We start from the raw sequence: 17,695 nt of genomic DNA on the forward strand, positions 1-17,695 counted from the left end.
GGTTGGGTCAGGTGGCCGTGCGGCCTGGGGTTTCGGCGAGTGTGGTGGCGCCGGTCATGATGGCGACCGCCTCCGACATCGTGTGTGAGTCTGGGGTGATGACACCGGCGCATCGACCGAGTCGCTGGATGTGGATGCGGTCGGCGACCTCGAACATGTGCGGCATGTTGTGGCTGATCAGGATGACGGGCAGCCCACGGGCGCGAACCTCGCCGATCATCTTCAACACCTGGTTGGACTCCTTCACGCCGAGGGCGGCGGTGGGCTCGTCCAGGACGATCACCTTGCTGCCGAACGCGGCGGCGCGGGCGACGGCGACCGCCTGTCGTTGACCACCGGAGAGGGTCTCGACGGGTTGGGCCATGTTCTGCAGGGTGCCGATGCCCAGATCGGACAGGGCCTTGCCGGCGTCGTCGCGCATGCCCTTCTTGTCGAGCATGCGCAGCAGCGAGCCGAGGGGCCCGGGGCGGCGGCGTTCCCGGCCGAGGTAGAGATTGCTGGCGATGTCAAGGGCGGGTGCGACCGCGAGCGTCTGGTACACCGTCTCAATGCCGGCTTCCCGGGCGTCCTGCGGCCGTTTGAAGTGTACCGTCCGCCCGTCGAGCAACAGTTCGCCGGCGTCGGGTACGAGGGCGCCGGTGAGGCATTTGATGAGGGTCGACTTGCCGGCGCCGTTGTCGCCGATGACGCCCAGTACCTCGCCCGGGTAGAGGTCGATGTCGACGCCGTCGAGACCGACCACCCGGCCGAAGGTCTTGACCAGGCCCCGCCCGGACAGCACCGGCTGCCGTTGTCCCTTCGTCTGCGGGGCATCGCCTCCGGCGGACGGGACGCGTGTGGTGGTCATGCCTTCACCTTCCGAATCCACTGGTCGACCGCGACGGCGACCAGCACCAGCAGGCCAACGGCAAGCACCCGGTACTGATCATCGACGCCGGCCAACGACAGCCCGCTGCGGAAGAAGCCGACGATGAGCGCGCCGAGCAGCGTTCCCAGGACGGCGCCCCGGCCGCCGAACAGGCTGGTGCCACCGATGACGACCGCCGTGATGCTCTCCAGGTTGGCGTCGGTGATCGCGTTGGGGCTGGCGGCGCCGGCCCGGCCGATGAGGATCCACGCGGTGAGCCCGTAGATGCCTCCGGCGATGGCGTACACGCTGAGCAGGACCCGATCGACCCGGATGCCGGCCAGCCTCGCGGCTTCCTTGTCGTCGCCGACGGCATAGACGTGGCGTCCCCAGGCGGTGTTCGCCAGGGCGAATCCGACCAGGAGGTACAGGACGGCGACGAGGACCACGCCGACGGTGATGTGGAAGCGTCCCACCGCGAACGACTCGCCGGTCCAGTTGAGCAGGTCCGGCAGGTTGGCCGCCTGGACGCTCTGACCTCGGGTGTAGAGCAGACCGACGGCGGTGAAGACGCTGAGGGTGCCGAGCGTGACGATGAACGGCGGCAGCCCGATGCGGGTGACCAGCGCGCCGTTGAGGGCACCTCCGGCGAGCCCGAGGCCGATGCCGATCAGCACCGCGACGACGCCGGGGACGCCGTGGCCTTCGGCCAGCTTCGCCGCGACCATCATGGACAGGATCGTGATCGCGCCGACCGACAGGTCGATGCCGGCGGTCAGAATGACGAGGGTTTGCCCGACGGCAAGGGCCCCGATCACGGCGACCTGTTGCAGTACCAGGGAAAGAGAGTTGGGCGAGGCGAATCGTGGGTTGATCGTGGCGAAGACGACGAAGGAGATGATCAGAACGAGGAACGGACTGATCGCGGGGCGGGAGTGCAGCAGGTGCTGAATGCGCTGCAGCGGCGACTGGCGGCGCAAGGCGAACTGCTCGGCGGCGGTGCCGGCCGGTGGTGCAGTGGTGGTCACGACGGCTCCCCTGCCGTTGGTGGTGATGGGCTTCGGGTGGTTGAGCCGATGCGCCATCGCGTCATGTCACGCGCTGGCGCATCGGCCGCTCTGCTGTGTCAGGCCTTGCCCCAGCACAGGTTCGCGCCCTCTGTGCTGGTGATGCTCTCGACGCCGGTAGCCGGCTTGTCGGTCACCAGGGCCACGCCGGTGTCGAAGAAGTCGAGTCCGCTGGTCACCTGCGGCTTCTGCCCGCCCGTGGCGATGGTCTTGATCGCCCTGACGCCGAGTTCGGCCATCTTCACCGGGTACTGCTGGGAGGTGGCGTTGATCAGTCCGTCCTTGACCTGCTGGACACCGTTGCACCCGCCGTCGATGGACACGACGAGCGCGCCCTGGGTCCCGGCGGCCTTGAGGGCCTTCTGCGCGCCGACCGCGGCCGGCTCGTTGATGGTGTAGACGACGTTGATCGCGGGGTTCTTGGTCAGGCACCGCTCCATCGCCGTGCGGCCGCCGTCCTCGGCGCCATTCGTCGGCTCGTTGCACACGATGGTGTACGTGCCGCCGGAGTAGTTGCCGGTCTTGTCCTCGTCGCCGTTCTTCTTCTTGTCCTTGGTGTCGATCCCCATCCCGGTGAGGAAGCCCTGGTCCCGGTTGTAGTCGACGGACACGATCTTGTCGTTGAACAGGTCGAGCAGGGCGATCGTGGCCGGCTTGCCGGCTAGCTGCGCGGCGGTCCACTTGCCGATCAGTTGGCCGGCCTTGAAGTTGTCCGTGGCGAACGTGATGTCGACCGTGTTCGCCGGGTCCGGTGGCGTGTCCAGGGCGATGACGTAGAGCCCGGCGTCGCGGGCCTTCTTGATGGCCGGGTTCACCCCCGGGCCGTTCGGCGTGATCAGGATGCCGGCGTCGCCGCGGGCGATGGCGTCCTCGATCGCCTGCACCTGGCCGGCCTCGTCGCCGTCCGCCTTGCCCGCGGCGATCGTGAGCTTCACGCCCTCAGCGTCGGCGGCCTTCTTCGCACCGTCCTGCATGGTCACGAAGAACGGATTGGTCGAGTTCTTGGTGATCAGTGCAACCGCGACCTTCTTGTCACCGCCGCCGCCGGAGGCGTCGTCTGAACCGCAGGCCGCGACGAGCACGCTCGCGGCAGCCGCGACAGCGAGCAGCGTGGCGGCTCTGCTCATGCGCTGGATCATGTTCACTCCTTCGAGAAACCTACGCCGCAGCACGAACGGCAGATTTGACAACGATGTCAGCGCAGTCTCGGCTCAAGCCGCTCATCCTGTCAATGCGCTTGGCAGGCCAATGTAGATAACGTCCTTGCAACGACGGCGCGGTCTTGACAACGTTGTCGGCTGAGGCTCACGATGCCAGCCATCACGAGTCGTCGCCGGCGGTCGGCCGCCGGCCTCCCGACGGAGGGTGTATGCGCGACTGTCCGCCATCGGTCCTGAGCCTCGTGGAGCACCGGTGCCGCGATACTCTCGAGTCGATCTTCCGCAGGCCGCGACCATCCAGCTGACGTCGTCCCCGACCAGTTGTGTCGATCAGCCGAACCGCCCGCCCGCGAGGAGCAGCGTGCACCGCGTCAACGAACCCAGCCCCTCCGGCATCGCGAAACCGCGGCCCACGCTGCGCGACGTCGCGCTGCTCGCCGGAGTGAGCTCGAAGACCGCCTCCCGGGTCGTCAACGGCGAGTCAGGCGTCAGTCCGGCGAAAGCCAAAGCGGTGCAGCGAGCGATCACGCAACTGGATTACCGGCCCAACTTCACGGCCAGCAGCCTTCGCCGGTCCAACGGCCGGACCGCCGCGATCGCCGCCGTCCTGGAGGACGTCGCCAACCCGTTCTCCTCCGCACTGCACCGCGCGCTCGAGGACGTCGCGCGCGAACGCGACGTCCTGATCATCGCGGGAAGCATCGACGAAGATCCCGATCGCGAACGTGCCCTCATCCAGGCCTTCACCATGCGGCAGGCCGACGCCCTGGTGATCGTTCCCGCCAGCGGGGACCAGGCGTACCTGAGTCGCGAGATCATCGCCGGAACGCCGGTCGTCTTCGTCGATCGACCCCCGATCGGGCTGCACGTCGACGCCGTCCTGGCCGACAACCAGGCCGGCGCCGCCGCGGCGGTGCACCATCTCGTTGCGCACGGTCACCGCGATATCGCATACCTCGGTGATCTGCAGACCATCGTCACGGCCCGGCAGCGATTCCAGGGCTACAAGGAGGCGCTCAGCGACCACGGCATCCGGCCGGCAACCGAGCACATCGTGCACGATCTGCACACCGAACAGGCCGCCGAGCAGGCCGCCCTACGCCTGTTCACCGGCGACTCGCCTCCGACGGCGTGCTTCGCTTCGCAGAATCTCGTCACCATCGGCGCCATCCGCGCCCTGCGCCAGCTAAACCGTCACCAACAGGTTGCATTGGTGGGCTTCGACGACTTCCCCCTCGCCGAGCTGCTCCAACCGGCCGTCACCGTGGTGGCCCAGGACCCGTTTACCATGGGCCGAGTCGCCGCATCCCTGATCTTCCGCCGACTCGACGGCGAGAGCTGGCAGCCCACTACGCACTTCGTCGAGACCCAACTCATCACCCGCGGTTCGGGTGAGATTCCGGGTCCATACGCCGACGGCCCGTAAGCCCGGACCGCGACGGGCCAGCGACCCTGCTCCGGATCACCCACTGCAGCGCATCTACTTCGTGCGCAGCACGAAGTAGATGCGCTGAGCGGTGGCGGACTCGCCGGTGAAGTACGCCATGAGGCAGCCGGTGAACGGGTCGAGCGCCGCGACTGGCTTCGGGGCGGCGCCGGACCAGGCGGTGAACAGCAGGCAGGCGGCGATGAGTGCCGCAATCGCCCGGGCAAGGGTCTGTCGACCACCGAATGGCTCGACGGTGTCAAGCCCATCGCCAGCCAGCTTGCCGCCGCTGGACAACGCCCATCTGTACGCCGATGTCCGGCGGATGGCCGACGAGCAGGCGGCGTTGCGGCGGGTGGCGACCCTGGTCGCCCGCGGCGTGGGTCCAGACCTGGTGTTCGCCAGGGTGGCCGGAGAGGTCGGCACGCTCCTCGGCGCCGACGGCACGGCGATCGTAGGGTTCGAACCGGACGGCGAGGCCACCTTGATGGGACGCTACGGGTTCGAGCAAGCTCAGCCAGGTTCGCCCAGCAGGCCCGACCCCGACTCGGCCGGAGCGTCGGTCCAGGCCACCGGCCGCGCGGCTCGCCGCGACGTCGACGACCCGGATCAGGCCGGCCAGACCGGGACAGCCCGCTCCGCGGTCGCCAGCCCGATCCTGGTCGAGGACCGGGTCTGGGGCGCCATGACCGTCACCTCGCGGCGCCAACGGCTCCACCGGGACACCGAGCAACGGCTGGCCGGCTTCACCGAGCTCGTCGCGACCGCCATCGCCATCGCCGAAAGCCGGGCCGGAGCTCACCACCTCATGGGCGCGGATCGTCGCCAACGCCGACCAGACCCGCTGGCGGATCGAGCGGGACCTGCACGACGGTGCCCGACCGCGTCTCGTCGCGCTGGCGTTGCAGCTGCGCACGGCGCAGGCGGCGCTGCCGCCCGAGCTCGACGCGCTCCGCACGCAGCTCGACGACACCGTGGCCGGGGCCGCCGGCACGCTCGATGAGCTCCGCGAGATCTCACGCGGCATCCACCCGGCATCCTGACCGAGGGTGGCCTCCGCCCGGCGCTGCGCGCGCTCGCCCGCCGCCCGCCGATCCCGGTCGACCTCGACCTGCGGGTGGCGGCGCGGCTGCCAGAGCATGTCGAGGGCAGCGCGTACTACATCGTCGCCGAGGCGCTGACCAACCCGGCCAAACACGCGCGGGCCTCGGCCGCCACGGTCACGGTCGAAGTCGACGCCCGCGACGCCGTCCTGCGCGTCGCGGTCTGCGACGACGGCGCCGTCGGCGCCGATTTCGCCCGGTGCACCGGCCTGGTCGGCCTCAAGGACCGCGCGGCGGCACTCGGCGGTCGAATCGTCCGGCAAAGCCCGCGCGGGGCGGGCACCAGCCTGCGCGCGGGACTCCCCTGACGGAGCCGGCCGCGAGTGAGCCCGCGCAGCCGTCTACTTGACCTTGTGGCCGGTGGTGATCTGCTCACGCTCTTCCGGCTCGCGCCAGGCCGGCCGCGGGGCGGACTTCTCGATCGGGAAGAAGAAGCCCCTCACGGTCGGGGCGAGCCCGCCGATGCGGTTCAACTTCTTCGGGACCACCCAGCCCGAGTACTCCGGGACATGCTTCTCCCCAGCGCCCCAGCCGTTGCCGGCCAACGGGAGCGGCTGGTGGACCTCGACGAAGCGGCCGTCCGGCAGGCGCCGGATGATGCCGGTCTCGATGCCGTGGGCAACCACCTCGCGATCGTGCTGCTGGAGGCCCAGCGCGATGCGGTAGGCCACGTAGTAGGCCAGTGGCGGCAGGATCAGGATGCCGATGCGGCCCGCCCACGTCATCGCGTTGAGGCTGATGTGGAACTTGGCCGCCAGCACGTCGTTGCCGCCGGCGATCAGCAGCACGACGTAGAACGAGATCGCCATCGCGCCGAGCGCGGTGCGGAACGGGTTGTCCCGTGGGCGCTGCAGCAGGTTGTGGACAGTCGTGTCCTTCGAGAACCGCTGCTCGATGAACGGATAGAGCATCGGCAACATCGCCATGATGCCGGGCAGCACGACCGTGGGCCAGAAGATCGGCGGGAGGGTGTAGCCGTTGCCGAACACGTGGAACCGGATCTCCCACGCCGGGAAGAGGCGGGCCGCGCCGTCGAGGAACATGACGTACCAGTCGGGCTGGCTCGCCGTCGAGACGACCGCGGCCCGGTAAGGGCCGAACAGCCAGATCGGGTTGATCTGGACGAGGCCGGCCAGCCCGGCCGTCATGGCGAACACGATCATGAAGAAGCCGCCGGACTTGGCCGCGAAGCCCGGGAACATGCGCACGCCGACCACGTTGTCGTTGGTCCGGCCGGGCCCGGGCCACTGGGTGTGCTTCTGCTTCACCAGCAGGCCCATGTGGACGCTGATGAGCGCGAGCAGCGCGCCCGGGATCAGCAGCACGTGCGCGATGTAGAGCCGGTCGAGGATGATCTCGCCCGGGAACTCGCCCCCGAACAGCATGGTGGTCACCCAGGTACCGACGACCGGGATCGACAGCATGATCCCCTGGGCGATGCGCAGGCCGGTGCCGGACAGCGCGTCGTCGGGCAGCGAGTAGCCGGCAAAGCCCTCCAGAAAGGCCAACCAGAACAGCAGTATGCCGACGATCCAGTTGGCCTCGCGCGGCTTGCGGAACGCGCCGGTGAAGAACACCCGGAACATGTGCACCACGATCGCGGCCACGAACAGCAGCGCGGCCCAGTGGTGCATCTGCCGGACGAACAGGCCGCCACGCACGTCGAACGAGATCTGCAGCGTGCTGTTGTAGGCCTGCGACATGTCCACACCGCGCATCGGCGGGTAGCTGCCGTTGTAGACCGTTTCGCGCATCGACGGGTCGAAGAACAGCGTGAGGAAAGTACCGCTGAGCAGCAGCACGATGAACGCGTAGAGCGCGATCTCACCGAGCAGGAACGCCCAATGGTCCGGGAAGACCTTGTTCAGCATCCGCCGCAACGGCGTCGCCGCCTGGAACCGCTCGTCGAACGCCATGGCCGAGTTGGCCGGGACAGCGCGCATGTTGGTCTTGCGCCGTGTCATGACCGCTCCCCGAGGGCTGGTCTGACCGCAACTTTTCTGGTCCCGTTCGGGGTCCGGGAACGCTCCAGCAGACTGGGACGTGAGCCTCGCCTGAGCATGGCCGCAGACGGTAACGCCGGCCTGGAACCCCGAAGACGCCGGACTGCTCGAGCAGCCACAACGCCGTAAGTGCAACTGCCGTATCCATACATTGTACGAGGTGGGCCGTCGCCCCGCTCCTCGCTGACGACCTCGCCGATGACCCGGCCTGGCAGGCGCACGAACCGCCGTTCGGTCGCGTGGCTCGGCGATCTGCTCCGGCGCCACGACCCTCTTTGGGCCGTCGCCGTGGAAGGTTTGTAGCGTCAGGGAACCGGTCGCCGCGTCACACCTGAGGCGGTCGCTGGTTGCCGACAGCGCTCTGTGGAGGTGGCGCGTGGGAAGGCCGGCCGACGCCGGTCGGCCCTCCGGCGCTCACCCGAGGCCATGGGCGGCAGGCTGGACTGCCGTGAGACCCCTGGCGGTGGGCTCACCGTCAGCCTGACCCTGCCCAGAGCCGCGGTTCGGTCGCCGAGCCCCGTGAGGAGGACGTGATGGTCGAGATGACCGTGCCGTGGCTCCACGGCGCGGCCGGCGAACGGGAGACCGTTGCCGCGGACCTCTGACGGCGACCGGCGCCGCAGCCGGCCCGGCAGGTTGCGGCCCCGATCTGACACGGTGTCGCGGCCCGTCCGATCACCTGGGTAACTGCCGGCGAACGCGCTGGCGCTGGAGGCGTCACCGGACATGCCCAGCGCACGCTGCGGCGTGGGAGACAGCGCCTGCACAACCGAAGAGCGCCCACGGGACGGCAGCACGATCGCACCGTCCCGCATCGGACCCTGCCCAACCGCATGGAAGCACGAGGACCGCTACATGCTCGAGCACGCCGACGGATCCGTCACGTTGCGCCAATGGGTCGACGTCGTGCGCCGCGCCCGGCTCGGACGGACCCCGAAAGCGGTCGCGCTGATGCTGGCCACCTACGCCGACAACGACGGCCGCCATGTCTTCCCCGGCGTCGCGCGGCTCGCCGTGGACTGCGAGCTGACCTACAACGTCGTCCAGACCGCGCTGCAGCGGCTGCGGCAGGCCGGTCTGATCGACGTCGTGCGCAAGGCGTCGCGACCAGGCCAGGCCGACGAGTACCGGCTCATCCTCGCCGCTGACGTGCTCGACCGGATCGACGTACTCACGCCCGGCCAGCACGCCGGCACCGCATCGGAGCTCGCGGCACGGCGCCGCGGCCGGTACCGGCCTGCAGCACCTTCCCGGCCGGCCGAACCGGCACAGCCGCTGCCACCCACGGCATGGGGTGCAGACCACGACGGCCGATGTGACCTGCACACCGGCGCGTGGGGCGCAGGTCATTCCCCGTCATACAGGCCTGGACCACACGGCGGCGGACCCTCGGTGCCACCTGCACCCCACGGTGACAGGCACCTGCACCCCACGGTGACAGGCACCTGCACCCCACGCCGTCACCACCCACCGTCCACGGACCGAACCACACCCCCGACCATTCCACCGCTGATGCTGTTCGTACGGACGTCGCGGTGAGTACGCCCGACGCCGCCGATCCGGCGGCAGCAGATGCCGCAGGCGACCGATGCGCCCACGGCCTCGGCGGCGGCAGCGGGATTCGCTGCCCCGCCTGCCGACGCGGGATCGGGGTAGCCGCACCGGCGAACGAACCACCCGCTGGGAAGCCGCTGCTGCGGCTCGTTCGCCAGAGCTCACGGCCGCCATTCCCAGCCAATGGAACGACCGGGCGCGTGCGTCGTGTCGGGGCGCAGTCATCCGATCCGCCGTCGTCCGTCGCGTCCGAAGCAACACCGTGACCGGGAGCCCAGCCGAGTCCGAAGTGGAACTGCGGCCGAGCGTTCCCCGACCCTGCGGCTGGAGGTTGGACCGCCCCGAGACTATCGCCTGCGAATCACACGCACGACAGGCACTGCACCGGGGCGATGCGAAGGCTGGCGATGATGAGCGGCAGCACGCCGACGAGGAAGCAGGAGCCCCACCAGAAACGATCCAGCATGGCGTCGCCGATCACCAGACCGCCGTCCCGCCACCCATGACGCAGGTGATGAAGACAGCGAAGGCCACAGACCGTTGCCGGTTGTTCAGAAACATATGCCGGATCAACGCCAGCCCGGAGGGCATCAGCATGGCACCGGGACGCCCAGTAACGCCCGGCAGGCGACAAGCATCTCGGGGCTGGTGGAGAATGCGGCGACGACCGACAGCGAGCCGAACGCGGCCGCGCCGGCCAGCAGTAGCTTGCGGCTGCCGATGCGGTCGCTCAAGGTGCCCATCGTGACCAGGAAGCCCGACAACACAAACCCGTACACATCCATGATCCACAGCTGCTTTACACCGGTGGCTTCAAGGGACTTGCTCAGGTTCGGTAGCGCCAGGAACAGCACGCTGATGTCCATGGATGCCACTAGGGTGGGCAGGGCCAGCACCACCAGGCCAGCCCATGCCCTCCGGCCCGCTGCAGGCGGTGTCTCGGTTACCACGGCCAGGACTCCTCGTTGAGACGGCCACCGCCGGTCGGGCGGCCGCACGTCGTTGAGACGGCAAGGCCGGGAAAACCTCATCGGCCGGACACTTCCCGACGCGGGCGAACAATGGATGCGTCCAAGGGGCCGGTCTCCCTCCTCGACGCGGCTCCGGTGGATGGACAGGGTGACCGTTGCTCATGACCAGCCCCAGGATCGGGTGTCGTTGGTGCCGCAGTTCTTCCACCAGCGCGAGAAACCTCGGTGCGGGTGTGCTCGTCGAGCTTGACGGTGGGCTCGTCGGCGAGCAGAACCTTCGGCCACTCGACCAGGGCCGGGCGCCGTCGGGTGGCCGGCGTCACCGGCCGATCTGCCGGTACAGCGCGGTGAGCAGCGCGGGCGCCAGCACCGCGTTGGGCTGCTGAACCGGGATCTGCATGACCGGCTGGTCCACGCCTGCGCGGAACACCCACAGCCAGCCACCCGACGAGGAGACGCCGCCGAACTGCGGCCAACTCAGTTCGACCGGGCTGAGTGGGTGGCCGCCCTTGCCCCGCAGGCCACCAGGGTGGACAGTGAGCCAGCCGCTTTCGCCACCTGTCACCGCCACCGCTTCTCCGGCACTCACCCGCCCGGCGATGTCCGCGATCAGTCGTGGCTCTAGGTACCGCCGGGACAGGCCGACGAGCGGTGACCACACGGGATCGTCGGCCGCCTTCGTCTTCCAGCGGTCCAGTCGCACCACGACTTCCTCGCCGGAGCCGCGCACGGCAAACACCCACTGGCTGCCGTTGCCGCTGGTGAACACGCCGTGGGCCGTGTGCCGCCGGGTGACCCAGTAGGCGACCGACTCGACCTGGCCCCACGCCAACCGCCGGCCGCCCAACTCGATCCGGTTGCTGTCCGCCCGCAGCCGCTTGGAGCCCAGTGTGGTGTCCAGCGGCGTGGCCGGGTACTGGTCGGGGTCGGCGGGCCGCTGGGCAGGGCCAGTCCCCGAGCCTTCCGGAATGGGGCTCGGGTCACTCCCGGTGCCGGTCTCATCGGGCGTAGCGGCAGCGGGTCGCGGCACCGCCGCATCGCGTAGTGCCTTCCTGCGCTTGGCGAGGGCCCACAGCCCCGCGGTGGCGAGGATCGCGACACACAGCAGGGAGCCGGAGATCGACGACGAGTCCGACCGGGTGTCCGATCCCGCAGCCGCCACCGGTACTTCGGCGACGGCCGGCGTGGGGACGAGCAGCACGGGGCCGGCGGCAAGCCCGGCTATGGCGGCCATTACCCAGGTCAGAGCCATACGGCGACGCCGAGGCGCGCTCCTGGAACGTTCGATTGGCGACTGCATGACGGGTTACCTCATCTCGGGGTGGGGCGGCAGCGAACGTGGCCCGGCTGCGCGTCGCCGTGGCCCGTCCACCTCGCGGGACAGCAGGCCACCGGCGCGCACGCCGCAGCGGATACAGGGTATTGACCGACTCGATCGTGCCCGGTCGCAGCAGCACGACCGCTGCTGCTGCGGCGATCGTCGCGGCGATGGTCCCGACACGGGCTGCCACTGACATGGCCTGAACGAACGCCTGCTGGACGGGTGGGTGGGTAAGGTCGGCGTCGCCGGTGGTCGGCAGCGAGGGCGAGCGCGTCGCCGGACGACTGCCGGGCAGCAGGGCTGGCACCGGTGGACGTGTCAGGCCGATCCGCTGGACGATCCCGAACCTCGTCAGTACCACGACCGACGACCAGCCGTCCCTGGCCACGGCGATGAGTCCCGGACCGGGGCGGTCAACCCGATGATCGACAGCAGGGTCCCGACCGGGTCCAACACCGCGGTGAGGCTCGCCAGGGTGCCCGGCATGCGGAGTGCCTCCGACGCCGATTCCCGCCCAACGCGGCCATGAACTGGCCTGGAGCGGTGGCGAACGATGCGGCCAGGCAGGCGATCCCGAAGAGCACCAGACCGATGACGAGGACCACGACGGCGGCCGTGGCGCGGCCAGGGCACCTGCGGTGAGCAGGAGACCGGCGAACACGAGGACGGATGGATCGAGGATCCACTGGACGCCCGAACCGCTCGCGCCCGGGCCGCGAATCAACGTGGGACTGGCAACGTTGAGCACCGACGTATGGATAACCAGCACAAGCATGCAGCGGCAGCAAACGGGCAGGATCCACCAACGACGCGGATCCGGTGGTGTCGATCCAACCATCGACCTGCCTTCCAAGACGTCACAGTCGGGAGCTTGAGATAGGGAACTGGCCTCGATTGAGACGACAGGCGCGTCCGCAACTCATCGGTCCACAAATGGACAACTATGGTGGGCAGGCGAATGAACAACCAACCCGGACAGCGACACCGCCGCGGTGCTTGGGCCACGCGACCACCCGGCATCGAGTGACCGGAGCGGTTCCGCAGCCACAGCCAGCGCGGATCGCGGCGACGAACGCGGCCGGGCAACGGTCGTCATAACCATCAATGGTGACGGTTGGGTACGACCAAAAATTACCTACTTCGGCCCTGCGCTTACTCGGTCCGGCGTCCGGCGGCTTCCCCCGGCGGCTTCCCCCGGCCCTTTGAGAATCTGGTCGGGGTTAGTGAACTCCGTCTCCAGGTACGCGCCTGCCTCGCCCGCCGAACCCGGCGCTGACAGAGTGGGTCGAAGTCCTGGAGTCGTACGGCTGGCAATTCATCGCCCCACATTCATGCGGATCTGGCAGTCTCGTCCCTGACGACTTGCTCCAAGCCGGAACCGAACGCGCGGTTGCGACACGTTGACCGCTGACACAACGCTGCTCGCGTAGCGCAGACCGATCGCGTATTACGAACCCCAGAGTCGGATGGTGCCGTCGCTGCCGGCGCTGGCGAGGAGGTGCCCGTCGGGACTGAACGCCACCGAATTCACCGGCCCGGTGTGGCCGGTGAGCGGTTCGCCGACGGGTTGCCCGGTGGCCGGGTCCCACAGCCGGATGGTGCCGTCGCCGCCAGCGCTGGCGAGGAGATGCCCGTCCGGGCTGAACGCCACCGAGTACACCCGGTCGGTGTGGCCGGTGAGCGGTTCGCCGACCGGTCGCCCGCTGGCCGGATCCCACAGCCGCACCGATTTGTCGCTGGCGGCGCTGGCGAGCAGGTACCCGTCCGGGCTGAACGCCACCGAGTACACCGAGCCGGTGTGGCCGGTGAGCGGTTCGCCGACCGGTCGCCCGCTGGCCGGATCCCACAGCCGCACCGATTTGTCGCTGGCGGCGCTGGCGAGCAGGTACCCGTCCGGGCTGAACGCCACCGAGTACACCCGGTCGGTGTGGCCGGTGAGCGGTCGGCCGACCGGTCGCCCACCGACCGGGTTCCACAGCCGTATGGCGTCGTCGCTGCCGGCGCTGGCGAGCAGGCGTCCGTCGGGGCTGAACGCCACCGACCTCGAGATCAGGCTGCCGAAGGGATGGCCGATGGGTTGTGCGTTGCCCGGGTTCCACAACCGCGCCCGGTAGCCCGCGCTGGCGAGCCGGTGCCCGTCCGGGCTGAACGCCACCGACCGCACCCAGTCGGTGTGGCCGGTGAGGGACTGGACGACGGATCGTCCGCTGGCCAGGTCCCACAGTCGCAGTGACTTGTCGCCGCCGGCGCTGGCAAGCCGGAGCCCGTCCGGGCTCAACGCCACCGAGGAGACGGGCTTGGGGGCGGTCGAACCTCCTTGCCCGTTGAGAATTCGCACGCAACGCTGCGGGATGTCCTGGTGTGGCGATCGATTTGCCGTGGGCGACGCCGGTCTTGCTGCTCGGGTCTCGTGAAGTCCTGCCGGGGCGTCCGGACGTACCGGCAGTACCGGTGATGGCTCGCCAGCCCTCGGGATCGTGGCCGGCGGGGTCGGCGTGGCCGGTCCGGCGCCCGCAGCTGCACTGGTGGTGGCGCGATGGTGGACGGCGCCTTCAGCGACGACGAGTTCGGGCTGGTCGATCACGGTCGGGGCGATTCTTAGCGTGCGGTGCAGCAGCGTGGCGACCAGTGGGATCCGCGAGGAGCCCCCGACCAGGAACACGCCGGAGATGTGCTCAGGTGGGATATTCGAGCTACGCAGCACGGACAGCGTCAGCTTGGCCGTCTCCTCCAGACGGGGGCGGGCGGCCTTCTCGAACTCCTCGCGGGTCAGCTGCACCTGCTGGTCGACCAGCGGAACCTGCAGATTGCCCGCAGCGTGCCGCGACAGCCGCTCCTTCACCGCCCGGGCGGCATGCCACAGCGTTTGCCGGGATTGCTGGTCGGCCGAGGTCTGCGGCCAGTCCAGCCGTTGCCAAGCTCCTGTCGCGCCGGCCGTCAGGCTGCGGACGTGATCGACCACGACGGCGTCGAAGTCCACACCGCCGACGTCGCCGAGCCCGTCGGCGGCAACCACCTCGAACCCGTCCGGCGACGGGCGGACCACACTGACGTCGAACGTGCCGCCGCCAAGGTCATACACCACAATGGCCCGGTTCGCCGAGGTTCGCTGCTCCAGCGCCGTGGCGAAGTACACGGCAGCCGCGACCGGCTCGGCCACCAACCGGACCGAACCCAGCCCCGCGCGGCCGGCGGCATCAGCCAGCACACCGAGCCGGACCCGGCCCCAGGATGCCGGATGGGTCATGACCACCTCGTCCACCGCCCGGCCCGTCACGCGCGATGCCTCCGCACGGACCCGGCCCAGCACCGCCGCGATCAGTTCGACAACGGGGTACTCCGCCTCGCCGAGCCACACTGTGCCGTCGTCGATGCGACGTTTCGGGTTCGGTTCGAAACCGGCGGGGAACCCGACCGCGGCTCGGACCGCGTCCGCGCCCACCAGCAGGTCGGAGCCCGGCTCCGCGAAGACCGCCGACGCCAGCAAGGGCGACCCGTCGAACAGCAACGGCCGGGTCCGGCCATCCGGCGCCAGCAACACCGCCACCGTGTTCGATGTACCGAAGTCGATGCCAAGCCGTACCCCGCCTACCGCCACCGCGCCAAACTACCGCGCCGGAACCCTGGATCAGTCCCTGGGTGGTGCCCTACGACGGGAGTTTACGGCGCAGCACCGGCAGACCCAAGGTAGCGCACCGCCCCGGTCGCCGGGTCGATCGTCTCGAGGACCGTCAACGGCCCGTACGGGTGCGGCAGCGGCAGCCGCAGCGAGCGCGTCATGGCCGTTCACCACCGTCTGGCGGCTCGATCCGGCCGGTCGCGGGGATGCCGTCGACCGCGATTCGGACGTCGGTGTCGCCGTGAGCGTCGACGGCGATGCCGAGCGTCTGGCGGCCGTCGGTGTCCAGCTGCGGGCGGATCGTGACACGGCAGTCGGCGGCCCCGACGGTGAGTTCGATGTTGCCGCGGTGTGGTGCGGCGACGTGCAGCGTCAGGCGGTGACCGGGTGGCAGCAGCGGCCGGCACGGGCGGCCGGAGCCGCGCAGGATCGTGCTAATCCGGTCGAGGACCGCGAATACGTTCCCGTGGTGTTGCCGGAGCGCCTGGTGGATTCGGTGATGTAGTAGCCAGCGGTGTCGATGAGCCACTCGAGGTCGAGGTCGGTATACCGGCGGCCGGCCAGGGCGGTGGCGAGGGTGGCCAGAGGTCTTCCCAGGGCAGGCCGGCGCCGTGCGCGTACGCGAGGGGGAGGAGCAGGTCGCGGGCCTTGTCGGCGTCGGGCCCGAGCCGGTCGAGGTCGTCGCGCATGGCGATGTCAGGAACTCGGTGACGTCTTCACCCGCGGACAGGAATCGGGCGTGCTGCCAATCCGAGGTGGTGTTGTTGACGATACCGATCACGCCGTCGAGGGGCAGGTACTCGGGCTCGTGACCGCCGCTGGCCCGATGCCCGACCGCCTCGACGAACGCCCGGCTGAACTCGGTCGACCCGGCCCGCTCATATGGTCGTGCCGCGATCACCACGCTCACCTGCGGCGACACCGCCAGGCCCTTCAGCCGGTTGATCACGTCCATACCGCTGCCGAGCAGCGCCATACTGGCCGTGGCCGCGTAACACGCATCCAAGATGATCAGCAGGCGGTGGACGACGATGCCGGACAGGACCTGGCCGGTGAGCTCGGCCGCCGGCATCGCGGTGAACGCGACATCCTCAGTCGTGTCGGCCATCGGCAGCAGCAGCCGGTCGTCGAGCAGGACGCCGTGACCGGTGTGGTAGATCACGACCGTGTCCTCGGCCTTGCGGTCGGGGCTGGTGTCCACGACCGCACCCCGCCCGGCCACGCCGCCCGCCACCCGCCGTCGGCTTGGACCGGGGGCCTCCGCACGACTCGGCAGCTGTATTACAAACCAGCAGTTCGGCGAGTTCGGCATGGTCACTGGCCAGCAGGGGCCGGCCCGCCGACGCACGGGCGATGTCGGAGGCGAGGACTTCCTCGTCCACGACGATGTCGATGTCTCCGGCCCGTCTGGCTGCGCGAGTTTGTTCGCTGACTCCTGCCACTGCCGGCGGGCGCCTCCGTGCGTTTGGACCGGTTGGAGCGGCACCGTCGCGGCGCAGCCCACGCAAACGGCCGTGGGCAGGACTCCGGGGACGGCGGTGACGGTCCCGCACGCCCGGCACGGCCCCGTGGTGGTGACGACGAGCCGCCGCGGTGCCGGAGCGGCGTCGTCGAGCTCGAGGTCACCAGCACGGATGGGTTTTCGGCAGGCGCAGCGTTCGTCGGCGTGCTCACGGCCCGGGCCTCCGGCGCGTTCGACCGCTTGCCGGACCTCGACGCCGACGAACTCACGTCGCTGCTACTCGAACTGCTGCCGCCGCGGCACTGACGACACCGCCCGTCAGCGCGGCGATGGCATGCCTGTTCAGTCGCGGCGGACCCGCGGTGAGTTGTCGACCTCCCCGTACTCCAGGCCGGTCGCCGGATTGATCATCGGCGGGCCCTCTTCGTCCGGGTCGAAGTCGTCCGGGTTGCGATCCGCCGCCCGCTGCCAGTCCACCTTGGTAGGCCAGCTCTCGGGGACGGCCGCCGGCTGGGTCTGCTCCTGCGTCCGTGCTGCCATGACACTCTCCCGTCCTCTCGCCGTACCCAATCGGCTTCCCCCGGCGCGGGTGCGCAAACCCGCCCGCGGAGGGCGGGTCGCATAGCTGTCACCGTGTGCGTCCAAGGGCGCAGACGGTGGGACCACCTACGGCACCGCCGGGGACGATGTGATCATCGGCACTGGCGGGCCGGACCGTATCTACGCCTACGGCGGCGACGACGTCGTCTGCGGTGGCGACGGCAACGACGTCATCTACAGCGGCATGCCGCCGGCCGACGGCGAGTTCAGCGACGCCGACCGCGTCGACTGCGAGAACGGCTCGGACGAGATCCACGGCGGTACCGATCAGGACGAGCTGCGCGGCGGCGCCCTCGACGACCGGATCTACGGCGACGACGGCGCCGACACCATCTACGGCGGCCCCGGCGACGACTACATCCTCTGCGGCAACAATCCAGCCGACTGGGCCGACGGCGGAACCCACGTGGTCGGCGGGGCGCCCGACGTCGACGGGCCGGTCGTCGGCACCGGCTGCGCGTGGGCGTACAACATTCCATGAGCTCCGGCGGTGGACGGGCCGGTGCGCCGGCCCGTCCAGAACGACCCGGTCAGGAGAGGCGCGTGCGGTCTGGAGCCATCA

The 17,695-nt window shown here is 69.7% G+C and carries 15 protein-coding genes and 1 pseudogene; 6 read left to right on the forward strand and 10 right to left on the reverse strand.

Features of this window, described 5'->3' with window-relative positions; translation table 11 throughout:
- Nucleotides 1-7: 7 nt before the first annotated feature.
- From ACPPVO_RS24505 to ACPPVO_RS24515, 3 genes are all read right to left on the reverse strand, one after another.
- Nucleotides 8-847, reverse strand: a complete 840-nt coding sequence (locus ACPPVO_RS24505) for an ATP-binding cassette domain-containing protein (RefSeq protein ID WP_426513487.1) — start codon at nucleotides 845-847, stop codon at nucleotides 8-10.
- Nucleotides 844-1,875, reverse strand: a complete 1,032-nt coding sequence (locus ACPPVO_RS24510; RefSeq protein WP_426513488.1) for an ABC transporter permease — start codon at nucleotides 1,873-1,875, stop codon at nucleotides 844-846. Before ACPPVO_RS24510 ends, ACPPVO_RS24505 begins: the two co-directional genes overlap by 4 nt.
- A 98-nt stretch (nucleotides 1,876-1,973) precedes the next feature.
- Nucleotides 1,974-3,041, reverse strand: coding sequence for a substrate-binding domain-containing protein (locus ACPPVO_RS24515; protein ID WP_426513489.1), 1,068 nt, complete (start codon nucleotides 3,039-3,041; stop codon nucleotides 1,974-1,976).
- A 394-nt stretch (nucleotides 3,042-3,435) separates the two neighbouring features.
- Here ACPPVO_RS24515 and ACPPVO_RS24520 point away from each other — a divergent pair, with 394 nt between their 5' ends.
- A complete protein-coding gene (locus ACPPVO_RS24520) occupies nucleotides 3,436-4,500 on the forward strand; it encodes a LacI family DNA-binding transcriptional regulator (RefSeq protein WP_426513490.1) in 1,065 nt (354 codons plus the stop codon).
- Nucleotides 4,501-4,554: 54 nt separating this feature from the next.
- Here the strand turns inward: ACPPVO_RS24520 and ACPPVO_RS24525 are convergent, their stop codons facing one another.
- Nucleotides 4,555-4,797: a hypothetical protein gene (locus ACPPVO_RS24525; protein WP_426513491.1), complete on the reverse strand. Its 243-nt coding sequence runs from the start codon at nucleotides 4,795-4,797 to the stop codon at nucleotides 4,555-4,557.
- A gap of 28 nt (nucleotides 4,798-4,825) precedes the next feature.
- Between ACPPVO_RS24525 and ACPPVO_RS24530 the strand changes: the two are divergent.
- From ACPPVO_RS24530 to ACPPVO_RS24540, 3 genes and pseudogenes are all read left to right on the forward strand, one after another.
- Nucleotides 4,826-5,212, forward strand: a pseudogene (locus tag ACPPVO_RS24530) (GAF domain-containing protein); the annotation flags it as partial.
- Nucleotides 5,213-5,402: 190 nt separating this feature from the next.
- The gene (locus ACPPVO_RS24535; protein ID WP_426513492.1) at nucleotides 5,403-5,543 is read left to right on the forward strand and encodes a hypothetical protein; all 141 of its coding nucleotides are present in this window, start codon (nucleotides 5,403-5,405) and stop codon (nucleotides 5,541-5,543) included.
- A gap of 74 nt (nucleotides 5,544-5,617) precedes the next feature.
- Complete coding sequence (locus tag ACPPVO_RS24540) at nucleotides 5,618-5,911, forward strand: sensor histidine kinase (protein WP_426513493.1); 294 nt, start codon at nucleotides 5,618-5,620, stop codon at nucleotides 5,909-5,911.
- Nucleotides 5,912-5,944: 33 nt separating this feature from the next.
- On the opposite strand, the gene ACPPVO_RS24545 is transcribed toward ACPPVO_RS24540, so the two are convergent.
- The gene (locus ACPPVO_RS24545; protein WP_426513494.1) at nucleotides 5,945-7,567 is read right to left on the reverse strand and encodes a cytochrome b; all 1,623 of its coding nucleotides are present in this window, start codon (nucleotides 7,565-7,567) and stop codon (nucleotides 5,945-5,947) included.
- Nucleotides 7,568-8,461: 894 nt separating this feature from the next.
- On the opposite strand from ACPPVO_RS24545, the gene ACPPVO_RS24550 reads away from it, so the two are divergent.
- Nucleotides 8,462-9,145 (forward strand): helix-turn-helix domain-containing protein, encoded by a 684-nt coding sequence (locus ACPPVO_RS24550; RefSeq protein ID WP_426513495.1) that lies wholly within the window; start codon nucleotides 8,462-8,464, stop codon nucleotides 9,143-9,145.
- Between the two features lie 605 nt (nucleotides 9,146-9,750).
- Here the strand turns inward: ACPPVO_RS24550 and ACPPVO_RS24555 are convergent.
- The 5 genes from ACPPVO_RS24555 to ACPPVO_RS24575 all read right to left on the reverse strand — a co-directional run bounded on the left by ACPPVO_RS24555 (nucleotide 9,751) and on the right by ACPPVO_RS24575 (nucleotide 17,073).
- Nucleotides 9,751-10,059, reverse strand: a complete 309-nt coding sequence (locus ACPPVO_RS24555; RefSeq protein WP_426513496.1) for an MFS transporter — start codon at nucleotides 10,057-10,059, stop codon at nucleotides 9,751-9,753.
- Between the two features lie 391 nt (nucleotides 10,060-10,450).
- Nucleotides 10,451-11,383 (reverse strand): hypothetical protein, encoded by a 933-nt coding sequence (locus ACPPVO_RS24560; protein WP_426513497.1) that lies wholly within the window; start codon nucleotides 11,381-11,383, stop codon nucleotides 10,451-10,453.
- 1,516 nt (nucleotides 11,384-12,899) lie between these two features.
- Entirely contained in the window at nucleotides 12,900-14,999 is a 2,100-nt protein-coding gene (locus tag ACPPVO_RS24565) for an Hsp70 family protein (protein ID WP_426513498.1), read from the reverse strand.
- A gap of 229 nt (nucleotides 15,000-15,228) precedes the next feature.
- Complete coding sequence (locus ACPPVO_RS24570) at nucleotides 15,229-16,272, reverse strand: hypothetical protein (protein WP_426513499.1); 1,044 nt, start codon at nucleotides 16,270-16,272, stop codon at nucleotides 15,229-15,231.
- Between the two features lie 603 nt (nucleotides 16,273-16,875).
- Nucleotides 16,876-17,073 (reverse strand): hypothetical protein, encoded by a 198-nt coding sequence (locus ACPPVO_RS24575; RefSeq protein WP_426513500.1) that lies wholly within the window; start codon nucleotides 17,071-17,073, stop codon nucleotides 16,876-16,878.
- 148 nt (nucleotides 17,074-17,221) lie between these two features.
- On the opposite strand from ACPPVO_RS24575, the gene ACPPVO_RS24580 reads away from it, so the two are divergent.
- Nucleotides 17,222-17,614: a calcium-binding protein gene (locus ACPPVO_RS24580; protein WP_426513501.1), complete on the forward strand. Its 393-nt coding sequence runs from the start codon at nucleotides 17,222-17,224 to the stop codon at nucleotides 17,612-17,614.
- The last annotated feature ends 81 nt before the right edge of the window (nucleotides 17,615-17,695 follow it).

Origin of the sequence: Dactylosporangium sp. McL0621 (assembly GCF_049995355.1) — a bacterium.
In the GTDB taxonomy this organism is placed as follows: Bacteria; Actinomycetota; Actinomycetes; order Mycobacteriales; family Micromonosporaceae; genus Dactylosporangium.

Excerpts from the sequence above, each read along its gene's own strand:
- ACPPVO_RS24505 (WP_426513487.1), bottom strand. The coding sequence starts at position 847 with ATGACCACCACACGCGTCCCGTCCGCCGGAGGCGATGCCCCGCAGACG.
- ACPPVO_RS24515 (WP_426513489.1), bottom strand. The coding sequence starts at position 3,041 with ATGAGCAGAGCCGCCACGCTGCTCGCTGTCGCGGCTGCCGCGAGCGTG.
- ACPPVO_RS24545 (WP_426513494.1), bottom strand. The coding sequence starts at position 7,567 with ATGACACGGCGCAAGACCAACATGCGCGCTGTCCCGGCCAACTCGGCC.
- ACPPVO_RS24550 (WP_426513495.1), top strand. The coding sequence starts at position 8,462 with ATGCTCGAGCACGCCGACGGATCCGTCACGTTGCGCCAATGGGTCGAC.
- ACPPVO_RS24560 (WP_426513497.1), bottom strand. The coding sequence starts at position 11,383 with ATGGCTCTGACCTGGGTAATGGCCGCCATAGCCGGGCTTGCCGCCGGC.
- ACPPVO_RS24575 (WP_426513500.1), bottom strand. The coding sequence starts at position 17,073 with ATGGCAGCACGGACGCAGGAGCAGACCCAGCCGGCGGCCGTCCCCGAG.